The following is a 16,995-nucleotide window of genomic DNA, read 5'->3' on the forward strand; positions in this document are numbered from 1 at the left end:
CTCTTGGGTCGGGCGTGGCCACGCCCCATTATTTCTAATCCGCCCCCGGCCCACGTCGAGCGTGGTGAGGCCCACCGTTCGCTGCCTCACCGCCCCCTCAGGCGAGCACCACCCCGTGAACGCTTACTCGGCAGGAACACCTCGGTGATGGCGCTGCTCTGCATTGCGGGCCCCCAGCGAAAGCACACACTCTGCCAGAAAGCCCGCGGACAGGAAGACTCACCCCTGGCGGAGCACCAGCAGCCGCGACTCCGTCATGTCCTCGATGGCGTACTTCACGCCCTCGCGCCCCAGCCCGGAGCCCTTCACCCCGCCGTAGGGCATGGTGTCCACCCGGAAGCTCGGCACGTCACCGACGACGACACCGCCCACCTCCAGTTCGTCCCAGGCCCGCATCGCCCGTGACAGGTCCTGCGTGAAGAGGCCCGCCTGCAGGCCGTAGCGGCTGTCATTGACGCGGCGCAATGCTTCGTCGAAGTCGCGGAACGGCTGGAGCAGCACCACGGGGCCGAAGGCCTCCTCCGCGCACAGCGGTGCGTCCTCGGGGACGCCCTCCACCACCGTGGCCTCCAGCAACGCACCGCGCCGCCCGCCTCCTGTCAGCACGCGAGCCCCCTGCTCCACCGCCTGCTGGATCCAACCCTCCAGCCGCCGCGCCGCGGGCTCATCAATCAGCGGCCCCAGCGTGGTGGACTCGTCCCGGGGGTTGCCCGCGCGCAAGGCTCGCGCCCGCGCCACGAGCCGTTCCCGCAGCGCGTCGTACAGCGACTCATGCGCGAGCACGCGCTGCACCGAGATGCAGCTCTGCCCCGCCTGGAAGAAGGCGCCCTGGGTGATGCGGTCCGCGACGAAATCCAGACGCTCGCCCTGGTCCGCGTCCACCACGCAGGCCGCGTTGCCGCCCAACTCCAGCACCACCTTCTTGCGGCCGGCGCGAGCCTTCAAATCCCAGCCCACCTTCTCCGAGCCGGTGAACGACAACAGCTTCAACCGGTCGTCCTCGATGAAGGGGCCCACGTCCTCCAGGCGCGTGGGCAGCACCGAGAAGGCGCCTTCGGGCAGGGCCGTCTCCGCGAGCACCTCCGCCATGAGCAGCGCGCTCACCGGCGTGCGGTCCGACGGCTTGAGCACGAAGGGGCAGCCCGCGGCGATGGCGGGCGCCACCTTGTGTGCCACCAGGTTGAGCGGGAAGTTGAACGGCGTGATGAACGAGCACGGCCCCACCGGCACCCGCTGGGTGAAGCCCCGGTAGCCCGCCGTGCGCTGCGACACCTCCAGGGTGAGCACCTCGCCGCCACCGCGCACCGCCTCCTCCGCCGCCGCCTTGAACGTCTCGATGAGGCGGGTGACCTCCGCCCGTGCGTCGCGCAGCGGCTTGCCCGCCTCGATGCAGAGGGCGAGCGCGAACTCCTCCGCGCGCTCCTGGAAGCGGCGCACGCAGTGCTCCAGCACCTGCTGCCGGGCATACGGCGCCATCCTGCGCAGGGGCCCTGCCGCGCGCACCGCCGCGGCGATGGCCTCCTCCACGGCGGGCGCGTCCGCGACGGCCACGTGCGTGACGACCTCCCCCGAATACTTGTCGGTGACAGCCAGCTCCGCGTTGGGCTGCCGCGGCCGGTTGGCCAGATAGTACGGATAGCGCTCAGCCAGCATGGCGTTCCTCTCCTTCATGTGTGTGCCCATGGCTCACGACTCCACCAGGGAGCCGGCCCCAAGCGCCCGCGCGGTGTCTGTGTAATCAATGGGCAGGTCGATGACATGCACGCCGCCCGACTCCAGGCAGCGCGTGAGCGTGGCGCCGAACTCGGTGGCGCTCGCCGGGCGGTGTCCGCGTGCGCCGTAGGCCTCCGCGTAGCGGACGAAGTCCGGGTTGCCCAAGGACATCCCGAAGTCGGGCAGGCCCATCTCCTCCTGCTTCCAGCGGATCATCCCGTAGCCGTCGTCGCGCACCACGACCACGGTCAGGTCCAGCTTGAGCCGCACCGCCGTCTCCAATTCCTGCGAGTTCATCATGAACCCGCCGTCACCGCAGACGGCCACCACCTTGCGCCGGGGGTGGACGAGCTTCGCGGCGATGGCGGACGGCAGGCCCGCGCCCATCGTCGCGAGCGCGTTGTCGAGCAAGAGCGTGTTGGGCCGGCGGCAGCGGTAGTAGCGGGCGAACCACAGCTTGTACATGCCGTTGTCCAGGCACACGACGCCGTCGTCCGGCATGGCGCGGCGCACCTCCGCGACCAGCCGCGCGGGGTAGATGGGGAAGCGGTCGTCCGCGGCGCCGCTCACGAACTGCTTGTCGAGCCCCGCGCGCGATTGCTCGAAGGGCGTGAAGTCCCAGTGCGAGCGCGGCCCCACGCCTTCCGCGATGCGCCAGATGGCATTGGCCAGGTCTCCCGTCACCTGCACCTGCGGGAAGTACACGGGGTCCATCTCCGCGGGGGAGAAGTTCAGGTGGATGACCGTGCGGCGGCCGTCGCGCATGACGAACGGGGGCTTCTCGATGACGTCGTGGCCCACGTTGAGGATGCAGTCCGACGCCTCGATGGCGCGGTGGACGAAGTCGCCGTCGGACAACGCCGCGGTGCCCATCCACAGCGGATGTGTTTCATCCACCACGCCCTTGCCCATCTGCGTGCTGAAGAAGGGCAGGCCCACGCGGTCCACGAACGCGCGGAGCATCTCCGAGGTCAGCTTGCGGTTGGCCCCCGCGCCAATCATCAGCAGCGGACAGCGCGCCGAAGCGAGCGTCTCCACCGCCTGGGCAATGGACGCCTCGTCCGCCACGGGCCTTCGCGGCACACCGGGCGACAGGGGCGCGGCGTCGGTGGACTCGCGCGCCACGTCCTCGGGCAACTCCAGATGGGTGGCGCCGGGGCGCTCCTCCTCCGCGCGGCGGAAGGCCTCGCGGACCGCCGAGGGGACGTGCTCCGCGGAGACGAGCGTGCGGGTGGACTTGGTGAGTGGCCGCATCATCCCGACCACGTCGACAATCTGGAAGTGGCCCTGCTTGCCCGCCTTGATGGGCTTCTGGCCGGTGAGCATCACCATGGGCATGGCGCCGAGCTGCGCGTACGCGGCGGCGGTGACCAGGTTGGTGGCCCCCGGCCCCAGCGTGGACAGACACACGCCCGCGCGTCCGGTGAGCCTGCCTTGTGTCGCGGCCATGAACCCGGCCGCCTGCTCGTGGCGCGTGACGACCAGGCGCATGCCCGCGGTGCGCATGGACTCGAGCAGGTCCAGGTTCTCCTCGCCGGGAAGTCCGTAGACACAGCGCACGCCCTCGGCTTCGAGCGCCTTCACGAACAGATCCGATGCCTTCATGGGTGCCTCTCCTTCGTGACGCGGAAGATGTACCCGTGGGCCTCGATTCGTACATTCGTCTGTTTTCATCGGGTCGATAGATGCGGTCTATGATGGCTCCATGGAGCTTCGACACCTCCGCTACTTCTCCGCCGTCGCGGACGCGCTGCACTTCGGGCGTGCCGCGCGGCGGCTGCACGTCTCCCAACCCACGCTGTCGCATCAGATCCACCAGTTGGAGGAGGAGGTCGGAACCCCGCTCTTCGAAAGGGCGCGCACCGGAGTGCGGCTGACACAGGCAGGGGAGCTGTTCCGCACCTATGCCTCGCGCGCGCTGGAAGACGTGAACGCGGGCCTGTCCGCGGTGGGCGCGCTGAGGGGGCTCGCCACGGGAGCCCTCCGCGTGGGCTACCCGCCGAGCATGCGCGGCCTCGTGGTGCCAGCGCTGACGGCGGTGCTCCGCAGACACCCCGGGCTGGCGCTGAGCGCGCAGGAGGCCGTCGTCAGGAAGCTGGAGCGGCAGCTGGCGGCCGGCAAACTGGACGTGGGGCTGGGCTATGCCCCCGCGCGTCTGGCGGACCTGGATGCGGAGCCCGTCTTCGACAGCCGGCTCGCGCTCGTCGTCGCACGGGGACATGCGCTGGCGGGCGCGGAGTCCGTGGGGGTGAAGCTGCTCACGGAGGAACCCTTCGCGCTCCTGTCACGCGGCCTGCGCGTACGTGCCCGGGTGGATGCCCACTTCGCGGCGATGCGGTTCGCGCCGCGGGTCGCGCTCGAATCGAACGCGGTGGCCACCGTGCTGGCCATCGTCCGCGCGGGCCTCGCCGTCACGGTGCTCCCCGAACCAAGGCTCTCTGACGCGGAGCGGCTGGTGGTGAAGCGCCTGTCCCCGGCGCCCCGCTCCGAACTGGCCGCGCTTCTCTGGCGCAAGGGCGCCCCCCGCACGCCCGCGGCGGAGCTGTTCGCGGCGGAGGTCCGGACACGGGCCAAGGAGGACGTGGGATAGGTGACGCGTCAGCCCCAGGGCCGCAGCCAGAGCACGTAACAGGCCAATCCCAGTTGCACGACCAGGGTCAGCAGCGCGCCGGCCGCCTGGACGGGGCTCCCGCGGAGCATTCCAAAGGCATGCGCCAGGCGCGCCACGAGCAGTGCACCGCCGAAGACGTGGAGCGCGGTGGAATTGCCACCGCCCAGCTCCGCCAACAGCAGCAGGATGAGCGCCAGGGGCACGTGCTCAGCGTTGTTTCCGTGCGCGCGGATGGCGGCCACCAGGCCGGCATGTCCTCCGTCGCCCCGGAACACATTGTGCTTGGCGCGCACCCGGCTGACGTTGAGGCCCAGCGCCAGCGTGAGGAAGGCATTGAGCGCGGCGTAGAGCGACGTCACCGGGACCAGGGAGAGAGTGCCGAGCAGGGGATTCGTCAAAGCGAAAGCCTCCAACCACGAGAGGGCCGGGACCGTAGCTGTTTCAGGACGCCCGTGGGTGTCTCACGTAGTCCACCACCGGCAGCCTTGCACCGGTGTGCGTCCTCGCCGAGCATCGGCGCGTGGCTCCCCTCCCCTCCGCATCGACCCATCAGGTCCTGGCCGACAGCTTCGTGCGCACGCGCGCACAGGAGGGCGCGCTCGTCCTGGGCGCGGCGCTCTGCACCGCGTTGTTCGCCCAGGTCGCCATCCCGGTGCCGGGGTCACCGGTGCCCATCACGGGACAGACGCTCGCGGTCGTCCTCACGGCGGCGGCGCTCGGGCCCCGGCGTGGCCTGGCCGGGCAGGTCACCTATCTCCTGCTGGGAGCGGTGGGACTGCCCTTCTTCGCGAAGGGGGCCAGCGGCTGGGGGCAGCTCGTCGGACCGACCGGCGGCTACCTGGTGGCCTTCCTCCCCACGGCCTTCCTGGTGGGCTCCGCGGCGCGCCTCGGGTACGACAAGAGGCCGTGGACGGCGGTCCCGCTCTTCCTCGTGGGCCAGTTCCTCATCCTGGCCATCGGCGTGTCCTGGCTCCGAGTGAAGGCCGGGCTCGACTTCTCCACGGCCCTCCAGAAGGGCTTCCTTCCCTTCCTCCCCGGGGGACTGCTCAAGGCCGTCATCGCGGGGCTGGTCATGCCGCTCGCCTGGAAGTTCGTGCGGCCTCGCACGCCCTGAAGCGGCGTACTCCCGAAAGCGCTCCGCCGCTTTCATCCCAGCTCCCGGCGGTCTCGTCCCCCGCTCCGGCGGTTTCGTCACATAACGCCCGAGTGACAGGAAGCAGGCCGGTATCTCCCGGTGCGCCGTGCGGCTGTCCGCACGCATCCCGAGGAGTCACCGTGAACAGCTTCAACACCGTTCGAAGCACTTTTCTCGTGAGCGCGCTGGTCCTGGCGTCCACCCCCGGTTGTCAGGGAGAAGACCCGCCCGGCGCCATGCCAGAGGCCAGCACGGGCTCCGTCGCGCAAGCGCTCACCTGCGTCAACGTGCTGCCCATCATGACGAGCGCAACGGCACCTGCCGGCAGCGTCACGCGCTCCGGCGCCTACAGCGCGGAGTACGAGGCCTGGAAGGCGTTCGACTCCCCCTCCTCCACCTCGATGTGGATCTCCGCGTTGAACCAGACGCCCGCGTGGATCGCCTACCAGATGCCCACGGGCAGCGCGACCATCCACCGGTATGCCATCACCTTCCACAACGGCCCCACCCTCACCACGCGCGGCCCCAAGGAATGGACGCTGCAGGGTTGGAACGGCTCGTCCTGGGTGGTCGTCGATACCCGCACCAACCAGACGAACTGGGCTGGCTACGAACGGCGCGAGTTCACGCTCGCCGCGCCCGCGACGTACAGCCAGTTCCGCCTGAATGTGACGGACGACAATGACACCCGCGCGGGGGTCGTCGTCGTCTCCATGCGCCAGTTGGAGCTGATCCACTGCGCGAACGACGGCACCTCCAATCCCGTCACCGCCCTCTGGACGCGGACCGCGGGCGCCGCGGGGTACTGGACCCAGGTGCAGGATCTGGTCGGAGACCCGGCCGGACGCTCCTACGTCACGGGCATCACGACGGGCGGGCTGCTGGGCAATGCGATGGTGGGCCCGATGGACGCCTTCCTCCACGCGCGTGACTGGAATGGCAACGTCCTCTGGTCGAAGCAGATCGGTGTACCGGGGGGCGTCACGCTGGGTTACGACATCGCGCGAAACAGCACCTGGGAGGAGCTGTTCGTGGGCGGCTTCACGAGCGGGGCGCTGGATGGCACCCCGGTCGTGGGCGAGCGGGACGCCTTCCTGACGAAGTACCGCTACACCGGCGTCCGCCAGTGGACCCGGCAGGTCGGCGGCGCGGGCGTCATCACGGAGGGCTACGGCGCCGCGGTGGATGGCCTGGGCAATTCGTTCCTGGCCGGCTCCGCCAATGGCGGCGTGGATGGGAACACGCGCATCGGTAACTACGATGCCTTCGTCACCAAGTTCGACACCGCGGGCGTGAAGCAATGGACCCGGCAGACGGGCAGGTTGAACGTGACCACGCATGCTCGGCGGGTCGCGGCCGACGCGGCCGGCAACGTCTACGTCTCCGGCTGGACCACGGGTGGATTGGATGGAAACACCCTCTCGGGCTCCCAGGATGCCTTCGTCGTGAAGTACGACGCAGCGGGCGTGAAGCAGTGGACCCGGCAGCTCGGGTCCGCTGGAAACACTGTCTGGCTGTATGGCTCGGCGACCGATGCGGCTGGCAATGTCTATCTGACCGGCTACAGCGGCGGCGGCCTGGGAGGGAACACGAATGGCACGCCCGGCGCGGATGCCTTCCTGGCCAAGTACGACGGCGCGGGGACGTTGCTGTGGACCCGGGAGCTCGGCTCGATGGGCTGGGTCTGGGGCGCCGGGCTCCATATCGACGACACGGGGGTGTACCTGACCGGCCATGGCCAGGGGGACGTGGGCAACCCCGCCAACCCCACGTTCAGCGTGGCGCACGCCTTCGTCGCGAAGTTCAACACGGCGGGCACCCGGCAGTGGGTGGTGCAGCAGAACGCGGCGATTCGCGCGGGGGCGCCGTCGCCTGTCTACAGCAACGGGGTGAACCTGGACGAATACGGGAACATCTACCTGGGGGGCTACTTCACGGGCACCTTCGACGGCAACGCGCAGGCCGGTGACCCGGACTCGTTCGTGTCGAAGCTCGCGGCGCAGTAGTCCCTGGTGGGCGGCGGCACGGAGGGCACGAAGGCCGTGCCCGCCGCGCCGTCACTCCTCCGCGTCGGGGGGAAGGGACCTGACGACGGCACCGGCGTTGATCCGCTGGTCGCCGTCCGGGTCGGACGCGAGGAACTCGGCGAGCAGCGTCCGGGCCTCGGAGTAGCGGCGCAGTCCGACGAGCGCCCGGAGCTCCAGGCCCCGCGCCTCCCGGTACTCATCCAGCTCCTCCGGCGTGGTCCCGGCCCCGAAGTCCGCCTTGAACGCCCGGCAGGCCGTGAGGGCTTCCTGATGGAACATGCCCACGGGGAGGGAACAGCGCCGGAGGGCCAGCCTGCGACGGACCGGCCCGGTGGGCTCTCCGCGCTTCTCACGCTGGGCGATGTCCCGCGCCGCTTCCGCTTCCGCCTTGCGGAGGGTCTCCGCCATGTCCTTCCGGCTCTGCTCCTCGTACTCCCGGGTACGGACGACGTTTCGCAGCTGGAGCTCGACCGAGCCCGCCACGAGGCTGTCCGGATACATCCGGAGGAAGGCCTCACCCTCCTGCGTCATCAAGTCCCATTCCCGCAGGTTCCACAGGGCCGTGATGCGGGTCCAGCGGGCCTGTTCGGCGGGAAGACGCTCCTCGAAACGCGGCAGGTCCAGCTGGGAGATGCGCTCCGCGTCACGCGCCAGTGACCGCCAGCGCTCCCGCATCCAGTGGGCGTCCAGCAGGCGCAGGGCCGCCGCCGAGCGCTCCGGCAACGGAAGGCTCCCATCCTCGATGAGGGCTCGCGCCCGCTCCACCTGCGCCGGGAGGATGGGCAGGGGCAGGTACACACGCGGGGGGCCAGACGGTTCCGCGGCTGTTGGCGGGCGCGCCTCGTCCCTGGCGGATTGTTCTCCCGGGGGAGGAGCCGGTGGACGCCGGAGGAAGACCGCCACGCCTGGCAGCGCGAGGCCGGCGGCCACCAGCAGGGCGGTGAGCACCGTGGACGCACGGACGCCCCTGGCCCGCGGGCGATCCGGGAGCGGCTCGGAATCATCCTCACCGCGGACATACAACGTGCCGCCGCGTTGCTCGGGCGGAGCGTCTTCGGGTTCCTGGGCGGGAAGGCGTTGGGTCACGGTTCACGCAAAGCATAGCGGAAACCCACTCCCAGACCGGGGCCTCCGCTACGCTGCGAAGCTTGCTTGCGAGGAACACCAGGGCGCGCGAAGGAACGCGGGAGGCCACCGGCGCCCCAGTGCCTGTTCCCCGTTTGCGCTCGACCCTGCGGGTCTGGGCGCTGGGCATGGCCACCGGGACCCTTGGCGCCATCCCCCATGCCCTGCGTGCCTATGCCGGGGAGCCTCGCGACTTCCTCTTCAAGTTCGCCCTGGAGCTGGTGCCCTACAGCGCGTGGGCACTGGCCGGGCCCCTGCTGCTGGCGGTCTTCCAGCGGGTGCCGCTCGAAAGCCCCCGCCTGGCACGCCGGATGGGCGTGCTCCTGCTGGCGGGGGCGGGCTTCACCCAGCTTCACGTGCTGCTGCTCTCGCCGGTCATGGCGGCGCTCCAGCAGTGGAGCGCGCACGGCACGTCTTTCACCGAGGGAATGTGGCGCCTGCTGCTCGAGCGCGGCGCGGTGGGCTACTTCGAATACCTGCTCTTCCTCGCGGCCTGGACGGCGCTGCGGACCGCGCGGAGCCTGCGCGAGCGGGAGCTGGCCCAGTCGCGCCTCGCGGTGCGGCTCGCGGAGTCCCGCTTGCAGGCGCTGCGCGCGCAGTTGGATCCGCACTTCCTCTTCAACACGCTGAACGCGGTGGCGGGGCTGGTCCGTCAGCAGCGCAACCCAGAGGCGGTGGAGGCGCTCGCGGAGCTGGGGCACCTGCTGCGCGTGAGCCTGGAGGGCCAGGGCGACCACGAGGTGCCGCTGGAGGACGAGCTGGAGCTGGTGCGCCGGTTCCTGGGCATCGAGCAGCTCCGGTTCGGCGGACACCTGACGGTCCGGTTCTCACCGGCGCCGGACACGCTGAAGGCCCGGGTGCCCGCGCTCATCCTCCAGCCGTTGGTGGAGAACGCCATCAAGCACGGCATCGCCCGCCGCGCGGCCCGGGGCGAGGTCCACGTCCGCACCGAGCGCCGGGGGGACCGGCTGTTGCTCGAGGTGACGAATGACGGGCCGGGGCTGAGCTCGGGAGGGGCCCGGGGCACGGGCATCGGCGTGAACAACACCCGCGCCCGCATCCAGCAGCTCTATGGCGAGCGGTACGGACTGGTCCTGGAGGACCTGCCGGAGGGCGGTGTGGTCGCGAGGGTGGAATTGCCGTTCGGGGAATCGACCCGTGGGTGAGTCTCAACATGGCGGAGGGTGGCGGGTCCTGGTGGTGGACGACGAGCCACTGGCCCGGGCCAACGTGAAGCACCTGCTGGCCCAGGCCCCCGACGTCACGGCCGTGGACGAATGCGAAGGCGGGCGGGATGCCATCGCATGCATTCTGGAAACGCGACCAGACCTCGTCTTCCTGGACGTGCAGATGCCGGAGTGCGACGGCTTCGACGTGCTGCGCGAGGTGGGCGCCGAGCGGATGCCGCCCGTCATCTTCGTGACCGCCTTCGACCGGTACGCGGTGCGTGCCTTCGAGACGCACGCGCTGGACTACCTGCTCAAGCCCTTCAGCGATGCGCGCTTCCGGGACGCCCTGGAGCGCGCGCGCCGCCAGCGCGCCCAGGGGAAGAACCAGGAGTTGCTGCGGCACCTGTCCGCGCTGCTCGAACAACACCGTCCCCCGCCTCCACCTGCCGAACCGGCGCGCTCTGCTGAGAACGAACCGGTGGAGCGCATCGCGGTGAAGACGGGCGGCAAGGTGTTGCTGATTCCCGTCGAGGAGCTGGACTGGTGCGAGGCGGAGGGCAACTACGTCGTCCTGCACGCGGGGACCCGCTCGCCCATGCTCCGCGAGACGCTGAACCAGGTGGAGCGGTGGTTGGATCCGCGCCGCTTCGTGCGCGTCCACCGCTCCCTGCTGGTCAACGTGGACCGCATCCGCGAGCTGGAGCCGGACGTGGACAAGGGCTGGGTCGTGGTGCTGCGCGACGGCACGCGCCTGCGCCTGAGCCCCAACCGCAAGGCCGCGGTGGAAGCCCTGCTGCGCCAGTCGTTCTGACGCGCCGCTCAATGATTTTCATTTCCATCTCATGGCCGCACGCGAATCCATCCCAAGATTTTCAAGTCCAGCATCCTCATACCGGCATGCGCCGCGCGTGATTCCTTTCACGCACGGGGGTTCACATACGCCCGCGGCTGAAACGTCACCTCTGTGCGAAGGATGCGACGCCATAGAGGCGATGCGGACGGCGCTGGCCGGGAGCACCTCGGTGCACACGCTCCTGGAGCGCCCGGCGAATGCCGCGCGGGTGTTCTCGTTCCACGCGGACCGGCAGCGAGAAGACGTGGAGCGACACACGGAGTGGGCCGCCGGGCACTATCGCGAAGTGGTCCGCCACGGGGAGCAGCCCTTCTGGCGGAAGCGTGCGGAGACCGTGCCGCCGTCATCCGTGAGGCCTTCAGCAATGCCCGAGGCGTCCGATCCCGCGGCCCTGCTCCATGCGCCGGTCGCACTTTCGGAAGGGGCGAAGCGTGTCGAGGTCCCCTGTATCGTGGGTGACTTCATCGAGTCCCGCCGAGCAGTGCTGCCACCCAACCAACTCCGGCCGGTGGCGTACCTGGGAGGAATCGAGCTTGCTCCCCTCCTGGACGAGGTGGAGCGAGGGGGGACATTGCTCGACGTCGTGCGCAGGTGGTCGCGCTGGGTGCCCATGCGCCAGGGGCTGGAGATCGCGGGGTGGCTGGTCGCCCATGGGCTGCTCCGCCCTGGAGACCCCGCACTCCGTTAGCGGACCCCGCCGCGCTGCCGCGCCCGCCGGGGTGTCGTCAGCTCCTGCGCGAGCGCTTCACGCAGGATGCCGGCCAGTTGGGCCACGGGCTTGCGCGGCTCCCGTTCGGCCCTGAGCAGGTACACCGGAATGCTTCCGAGCGCTGGCAGGCCCGACGTGCCGGGCTCCAGCACCGCCAGCGCCTTCGGCAGGCCGAAGGCCGTCCGCAGCGTCACGCCCAGTCCCGCCTCGGCCGCCGCCCACAGGCCCGCGAGGCTCGTGCTCGCGAACGCGATTCGCCAGGCGAGCCCCTTCCGGTCCAAGGCGGTCGTGCAGGCCTCCCGGAACACGCACGGCGCTTCAAAGGCGATGAGCGGCAGCGGCTGGCCGCGGCTTCCGGTGACCTCCCAGCCCGGCTGACCAATCCAGACGAGCGGCAGCTCCGCGATGCGTTCACTGCAGCCTCGGGCCCCACTGCTCCACGCGAGCGCGAGGTCCAGCTTGCCGGTCATGACGTGGTTGACGAGGTGGGCGTTGCGCTCGGTGCGCACCTCGATGCGCACCGCCGGATGCGCGCGAGCGAAGGTGCTGAGCACCCGGGGCAGCCAGGTTTCCGCGAAGTCCTGCGGCAACCCCAGCCGGACCTCCCCTTCCAGCTCGCTGCCTCGCAAGCTGTCCACGGTCTGATCATTCAGTTCGAGGATCCGCCGCGCGTGGCCCAGCAGCACCTCTCCCGCCTCGGTCAGGACCAGCCCGCGCCCGGAGCGTTCGACCAGCGCGCGCCCCACCTGCTCCTCCAGCTTGCGCAGCTGGGAGCTCACCGCGGACGGAGAACGGCCCACCCGTGCCGCGGCCCGGGCGAAGCTGCCCAGCTCGAAGGCCGTCACGAACGTCCGCAGGACATCCATGTCCAGATTGATCCGGGGGAGCATCGTTCGATTTCCTCGAACCCAGGCTTCCAGACTTCGGATTTTTCGGCAAGGCGGCTCCGGGCTACGACGCCGGTCATGCCGACCTCTCCCGCCCACCTCCGAAGCGACAGGGTCATGCCATTCGCGGCCGTGGTGGCCGTGTGGATGGTTTCAACGGCGTCGGCCGCGTCCCAGTCCTGGCCGCTGCCCCAGCCCGCGCCCATGCCGCCGCCCATCGAGGCGCCGCGCGACACACCCTTCCCCGGCACCATCCGGCTGCACGTCGATGCCACCGACACGGCGCGCGGTCTCTTCCGCGCCACGGAAACCCTCCCGGTCGTGCCCGGAAGGCGTTTGACGCTGTTCTTCCCGCAGTGGCTTCCCGGGGACCATGGACCCACCGGTCCATTGGATGGACTCGCGGGGCTGAAGGTCCAGGCCGGAAAGAGAGTCATTGCCTGGACCCGCGATGCCGTTCAGGTCGCGGCATTCCACATCGATATCCCCACGGGCGTGACGTCCATCGACGTGCACTATCAGTTCCTTGGCGCCACGGAGTCGCGCGTGGGCCCGGTGCTGACCACGTCCACGATGCTGGACCTGCAATGGCACAACCTCGTTTTGTATCCCTCCGGCCACTACGCCCGGCACATCACCTATGCGGCCAGCGTGAAGCTGCCAGCCGGTTGGGAGTTCGCTTCGCCGTTGACCGTCGCCCAACGGGATGGAGACGGAATCCAATTCGAGCCGGTGACGCTGGACACGCTGGTTGACTCGCCCGTGATCGCAGGCCGTTCCTTCAAGCGCATCCTGCTCAGCGCTACGCCCGTCCCGGTCCACGTGAACATCGTCGCCGATGATGCCTCGGGGCTCGAACCGCCTCCTGAGTTCGTCCGGGGATACCAGCAACTGGTGCAACAGGCCTCCCGGCTCTTCGGCTCACATCACTACGACCACTACGACCTGATGCTCTGGCTGGCGGACGGCTTCGGCCCCAGCTACTTCGAACATCTCCGCGCGGGCGAGAACGCCCTGCCCGCCGACTTCTTCACGACCTGGAAGGACAGGCCCGAGCGCCGGGGCCATCTGGCGCATGGGTTCGTCCATTCGTGGAACGGCCTGTTCCGCCGCCCCGCGGAGATGTGGACGCCGAACTTCAACACGCCGGAGCGCGACTCGCTGCTCTGGGTATTCGAGGGATTGACGTCCTATTGGCAGGACGTGCTCACCACCCGGGCGGGGTTGTGGTCACGGGAGGACGCACTCGAGGACCTGGCGGGGACCGTGGCGGCCATGGTCAGCCGCCCCGGCCGGCGCTGGCGCCCGCTCCGGGACGTGACGAACGACGCCATCGTGCAGCGGCGCAAGGCGCTCTCCTGGAAGGGCTGGCAGCGCGACATGTTCGACGCCTACTCCGAGGGCGAGTTGATCTGGCTGGAGGCCGATACGCTGATCCGCGAGCGCAGTGGTGGCCGCAAGTCGCTGGATGACTTCGCTCGCGCGTTCTTCGGCGTGCGCCCGGGCAGCCAGATCACGATGACGTACACGCTGGAAGACATCGTCGCCGCGCTCAATGCAGTCGAGCCCCATGACTGGTCAGGCTTCTTCCGTTCCCGGATTGAAGACACACGCGACGACGCGCCCCTGGGTGGAATCACGCGAGGCGGCTACAGGCTCGTCTGGAGCGAGGAACCCACGGACGCCGTCCGGCGGGCCGAGGCGGTGAGCGGGAACGTGGACCTCAGCTACTCCCTCGGCATGACGGTCGCGAAGGACGGCAAGGTGCTCCGGGTCGATTGGGAGGGACCTGCCTTCGATGCGGGCCTGCTGCCCGGCGCGGTGGTGACGGCCGTGAATGGGCTCCCCCATGACTCGCAACGGCTGAAGGACGCGGTCCGGGCCACCGCGCGCCAGGAGCCCTTGCGGCTCTCCTGGCGCCAGGGCTCGGCCACCCGTTCCGCCCTCATTCCCTGGCAGCAGGGGTTGCGGTTCCCCCGACTGCGGCGGGTCGAGGGCACACCGGCGCGCCTGGATGCGATCCTGAAGCCGAGGGAGTAACAGGCCTGCTCAACGGCTCAAGGACAGTTCAGCGCCGGTTCGAGGGGGAGGTTGTTCGGGTTCTGGGGAAGCGGCTGGGGATCCGCCGGGATCGCCCAGGAGAAGTCCGTGTTCGTGAAGCCCTTGAGCCACTTGTACGTGGCGAAATCAATGGGCGCCTTGTAGTCACACGGATACGAGGGCGTCTGGGGCGCCCACGCCGCGGGCGGACTGCTGGCGGTGTTCACGAAGGCACTGCCCACGGACGCGGTGCCATGACACGACACGCAGTAGCGCTGGCAGCTGAAGACCGGCGCTTGAGGGTTGGCGCTGTTCGCCTGGGCGATGAGGGGCGCGACGCGCTGGCTCTGCTCGGCGGTGGCCTCCGCGATGGGAGCATCCGCCGGCGCCGTGGGATCCACGATGGCGCACGTCAGCCAGAGCGAGGGTGTCGGATGGCACTTGTCCAACGCCTGTTGCTCGGGCGTGCACGTGGCCCCTGAGTTGACGCTGTCCTCGACTCCCCTCCACACGGGCACCGGGGTGGGCTGGCTCTTCTTGACCAGGTACAGCACCGGCTTGAGCTCCATGGCCGCCGAGCCCCGGTTGCCCGCCGAGGGCGCGGTGTATGGCGCCTGCTGCACGGCCCGCTGCGCGAGGGGCGTATTGGCCGGCCATTGGAGGTTGAGCGCGGCCAGGCGGGTGAACTGGTTGTAGAAGTACGGCGGTCCCCCCGGCGTGAGCGGATGCCCCTGCGTCAGGTACGCGGCCATGTCGGGATTGAACTTGTTGAAGGAGACCCGCTGCTCGGTCGGGGTGACGACCGGGCCCCCGCCCGCGGGGTGGTGGAACTGGCGGGGCCCATGGAAGACATGGGTGGCCTTGCGCCGCGTCGGGTCTGGCGACGGCTGACCCGGGGCCGGAAAGATCTCCTCGCCGTTCCAGGTGTCCCAGACGGGCATGGGGAGCCCCGTTCCCGGGTAGACCTCTCCGGAATCGGCATGCAGACCGGCCCAGAGGTTCCAGGCCTTGGGGGTGATGCGCGCGGTGTTCCACGCATCCGCCCACCCCTGGATCTCATTCCGGTCGCCCGGGAAGTCATATCCAGGGGGGATGGGGCGGGGCGTAATCACCTGATTGTCGCGCGGCTTGCAGGCCGACACGACACAAAGACAGGTCAGCAGGAGCGTACGAACAAGGTTGCGCATTCGAGGGCCCTTTCCTCCCAGGGTGACCTGAAGACGCACTCACAGAAGTAATATTGGGAATGCTCAAGGAGCCGGCGGGGAGACGGCCACGCGCTGGCCCACGGCGCCAAACTCCAGGTGCTTCACGTTCGCGAGGCGCGGGCCCACCGCGGGCAGGATGAACCACGCCGCGCCCATCAAGGTGTGAGGCCTGCGCAGCGAATCTCCTGGGTCCAGGACCCGCTCCACGATGCCGTCGGGGCCATGGAAGGTGACGCGCAGCGGCTGCGGCGGGCCGACGGCTCGGACGTAGAAGGCGTAGCGGTCACGGTCAGGGCCCACCTTGCCGGCCGCGAATCCGAGCACCTCCAGGTTCCCCTGCCGCACGGACAGGGGCGTGATGCCGTCGGGCAGTGGCGCGGGCTGCGGGAGGGGCGCGTCCAGGTCATAGGCTCGCAGCGCGGCCTGGGGCGGCACTCCGGGCACGGGCGCGTAGCTCTCCGCGACGGGCGAGACGAGATAGGGGTGGTACCCGCGATCGTGGGCGAGGGCCACGTCGGGCGCCTGCCGGTACGCCATGCGCCCGCTCCAGAACATGAGGCTCAGGGACTCGAAGGTGAGCGGTGGATCCATGTCCAACGCCGCGAAGAGGACGCTGCGCTTCGGCGTCCGCTTCGCCACCGCCAGCCCCACCTCGCGCGTATGGCTGTCGTAGAGCTCTTCGAGGTGCTCATCCTCGTAGCGCGCCTTCTCCACCGGCAGCGTGATGGCCAGGTGCCAGGCGAGCACGCCCGAGGCCACGCCCCCCAACCCCACGGTCATCCACTCGGGCCGGCGCGCCAGCCGGAAGACAATCGCCGTCAGCACCGCCGCGCAGATGGACAGCACCAGCCCTTCGGCGAGCCCGGGAAGGGTCCGCGTCTGCGCCCATGACGGGGGAAGCGCCTCGCGCATCCGGGTCAGGACGGGCAGGTGCTCCATGGCCAGCGGCGTGGCGAGCCCCGCCAGCAACAAGGCCGCGAGCACGGGGTGACGCCGCAGGTCCGAGCCCGCGATGGCCATCGCCGCGAGGACCGCGGGCACGGCCCCCCAGGCGATGGCCGGGACCTTCACCGTGCCCAGCGAAAGGACGAGCCACGTCGCCCCCACCCACAGCGCCAGCCCCACTGTCTCCATCTCCCGCTTGCGCACGGCGCGCACCAGCAGCCAGCAGAACGCGAGCAGGGGCAGCACCGTTGGGAGGGGTTGGAAGCTCGTGCGGTTGACCTCGTTGATGACGGCGTCCAACGGGCGGCGCCAGGGCCCCACGTCCACGGTTGGATCATGGAAGAGGTGCGCGCGCGTGACGCGCGACTCCAGGTCGTGCAGCTCGGGCCAGCGCTGCGCGGAGTAGAGGCTCCACGGCGCCGCCACGATGCCGGCCGCGGCCATCATGGCCACCACGGTGCCGAGCTTCGGGCCCGGACAGAAGCGCAGGAGGCTCAAGCCCCACAGCGTCGCGGCCACGCCCAGCGGGGTCAGCGCGAGCCCCGTCTTGCAGAGGAAGCCCAGCCCCACCAC

At 70.0% G+C, this 16,995-nt stretch carries 14 protein-coding genes; 7 read left to right on the forward strand and 7 right to left on the reverse strand.

What is annotated here, in order from left to right:
* Positions 1 to 219 precede the first annotated feature (219 nt).
* Positions 220 to 1,653 (reverse strand): aldehyde dehydrogenase family protein, encoded by a 1,434-nt coding sequence (locus tag D7X32_RS36375; RefSeq protein WP_120607141.1) that lies wholly within the window; start codon positions 1,651 to 1,653, stop codon positions 220 to 222.
* Positions 1,654 to 1,686: 33 nt separating this feature from the next.
* A complete protein-coding gene (locus tag D7X32_RS36380) occupies positions 1,687 to 3,318 on the reverse strand; it encodes an acetolactate synthase large subunit (protein ID WP_120607129.1) in 1,632 nt (543 codons plus the stop codon).
* 100 nt (positions 3,319 to 3,418) lie between these two features.
* On the opposite strand from D7X32_RS36380, the gene D7X32_RS36385 reads away from it, so the two are divergent.
* Entirely contained in the window at positions 3,419 to 4,303 is an 885-nt protein-coding gene (locus tag D7X32_RS36385; protein ID WP_120607130.1) for a LysR substrate-binding domain-containing protein, read from the forward strand.
* 8 nt (positions 4,304 to 4,311) lie between these two features.
* Here D7X32_RS36385 and D7X32_RS36390 read toward each other — a convergent pair whose 3' ends face one another.
* Positions 4,312 to 4,722 carry an MAPEG family protein gene (locus D7X32_RS36390; RefSeq protein ID WP_158625822.1) on the reverse strand — a complete coding sequence of 137 codons (411 nt, stop codon included), beginning with the start codon at positions 4,720 to 4,722 and terminating at the stop codon, positions 4,312 to 4,314.
* A gap of 122 nt (positions 4,723 to 4,844) precedes the next feature.
* Between D7X32_RS36390 and D7X32_RS36395 the strand changes: the two genes are divergently transcribed.
* Positions 4,845 to 5,438 (forward strand): biotin transporter BioY, encoded by a 594-nt coding sequence (locus D7X32_RS36395; RefSeq protein WP_120607142.1) that lies wholly within the window; start codon positions 4,845 to 4,847, stop codon positions 5,436 to 5,438.
* 197 nt (positions 5,439 to 5,635) lie between these two features.
* The gene (locus D7X32_RS36400) at positions 5,636 to 7,465 is read left to right on the forward strand and encodes an SBBP repeat-containing protein (RefSeq protein ID WP_120607132.1); all 1,830 of its coding nucleotides are present in this window, start codon (positions 5,636 to 5,638) and stop codon (positions 7,463 to 7,465) included.
* 51 nt (positions 7,466 to 7,516) lie between these two features.
* Here the strand turns inward: D7X32_RS36400 and D7X32_RS36405 are convergent, their stop codons facing one another.
* Complete coding sequence (locus D7X32_RS36405) at positions 7,517 to 8,284, reverse strand: hypothetical protein (RefSeq protein ID WP_120607133.1); 768 nt, start codon at positions 8,282 to 8,284, stop codon at positions 7,517 to 7,519.
* Between the two features lie 407 nt (positions 8,285 to 8,691).
* Here D7X32_RS36405 and D7X32_RS36410 point away from each other — a divergent pair, with 407 nt between their 5' ends.
* The 3 genes from D7X32_RS36410 to D7X32_RS36420 all read left to right on the forward strand — a co-directional run bounded on the left by D7X32_RS36410 (position 8,692) and on the right by D7X32_RS36420 (position 11,321).
* Positions 8,692 to 9,777 carry a sensor histidine kinase gene (locus D7X32_RS36410; RefSeq protein WP_147450403.1) on the forward strand — a complete coding sequence of 362 codons (1,086 nt, stop codon included), beginning with the start codon at positions 8,692 to 8,694 and terminating at the stop codon, positions 9,775 to 9,777.
* Positions 9,770 to 10,591: a LytR/AlgR family response regulator transcription factor gene (locus D7X32_RS36415; protein WP_244239378.1), complete on the forward strand. Its 822-nt coding sequence runs from the start codon at positions 9,770 to 9,772 to the stop codon at positions 10,589 to 10,591. The genes D7X32_RS36410 and D7X32_RS36415 overlap by 8 nt, the downstream gene beginning before the upstream one ends.
* A gap of 181 nt (positions 10,592 to 10,772) precedes the next feature.
* The gene (locus D7X32_RS36420) at positions 10,773 to 11,321 is read left to right on the forward strand and encodes a hypothetical protein (RefSeq protein ID WP_120607136.1); all 549 of its coding nucleotides are present in this window, start codon (positions 10,773 to 10,775) and stop codon (positions 11,319 to 11,321) included.
* On the opposite strand, the gene D7X32_RS36425 is transcribed toward D7X32_RS36420, so the two are convergent.
* Positions 11,318 to 12,232 carry a LysR substrate-binding domain-containing protein gene (locus tag D7X32_RS36425; RefSeq protein ID WP_120607137.1) on the reverse strand — a complete coding sequence of 305 codons (915 nt, stop codon included), beginning with the start codon at positions 12,230 to 12,232 and terminating at the stop codon, positions 11,318 to 11,320. The two genes, D7X32_RS36420 and D7X32_RS36425, sit on opposite strands and share 4 nt — an antisense overlap.
* A 114-nt stretch (positions 12,233 to 12,346) precedes the next feature.
* On the opposite strand from D7X32_RS36425, the gene D7X32_RS36430 reads away from it, so the two are divergent.
* Positions 12,347 to 14,269, forward strand: a complete 1,923-nt coding sequence (locus D7X32_RS36430; RefSeq protein WP_120607138.1) for a M61 family metallopeptidase — start codon at positions 12,347 to 12,349, stop codon at positions 14,267 to 14,269.
* A 17-nt stretch (positions 14,270 to 14,286) separates the two neighbouring features.
* Here D7X32_RS36430 and D7X32_RS36435 read toward each other — a convergent pair whose 3' ends face one another.
* Positions 14,287 to 15,456 (reverse strand): hypothetical protein, encoded by a 1,170-nt coding sequence (locus tag D7X32_RS36435; RefSeq protein ID WP_147450404.1) that lies wholly within the window; start codon positions 15,454 to 15,456, stop codon positions 14,287 to 14,289.
* A gap of 63 nt (positions 15,457 to 15,519) precedes the next feature.
* On the reverse strand, positions 15,520 to 16,995 hold a 1,476-nt coding region (locus D7X32_RS45700; protein WP_158625823.1), incomplete at its 5' end, for a dolichyl-phosphate-mannose--protein mannosyltransferase.

Origin of the sequence: Corallococcus carmarthensis, from assembly GCF_003611695.1 — a bacterium.
In the GTDB taxonomy this organism is placed as follows: domain Bacteria; phylum Myxococcota; class Myxococcia; order Myxococcales; family Myxococcaceae; genus Corallococcus; species Corallococcus carmarthensis.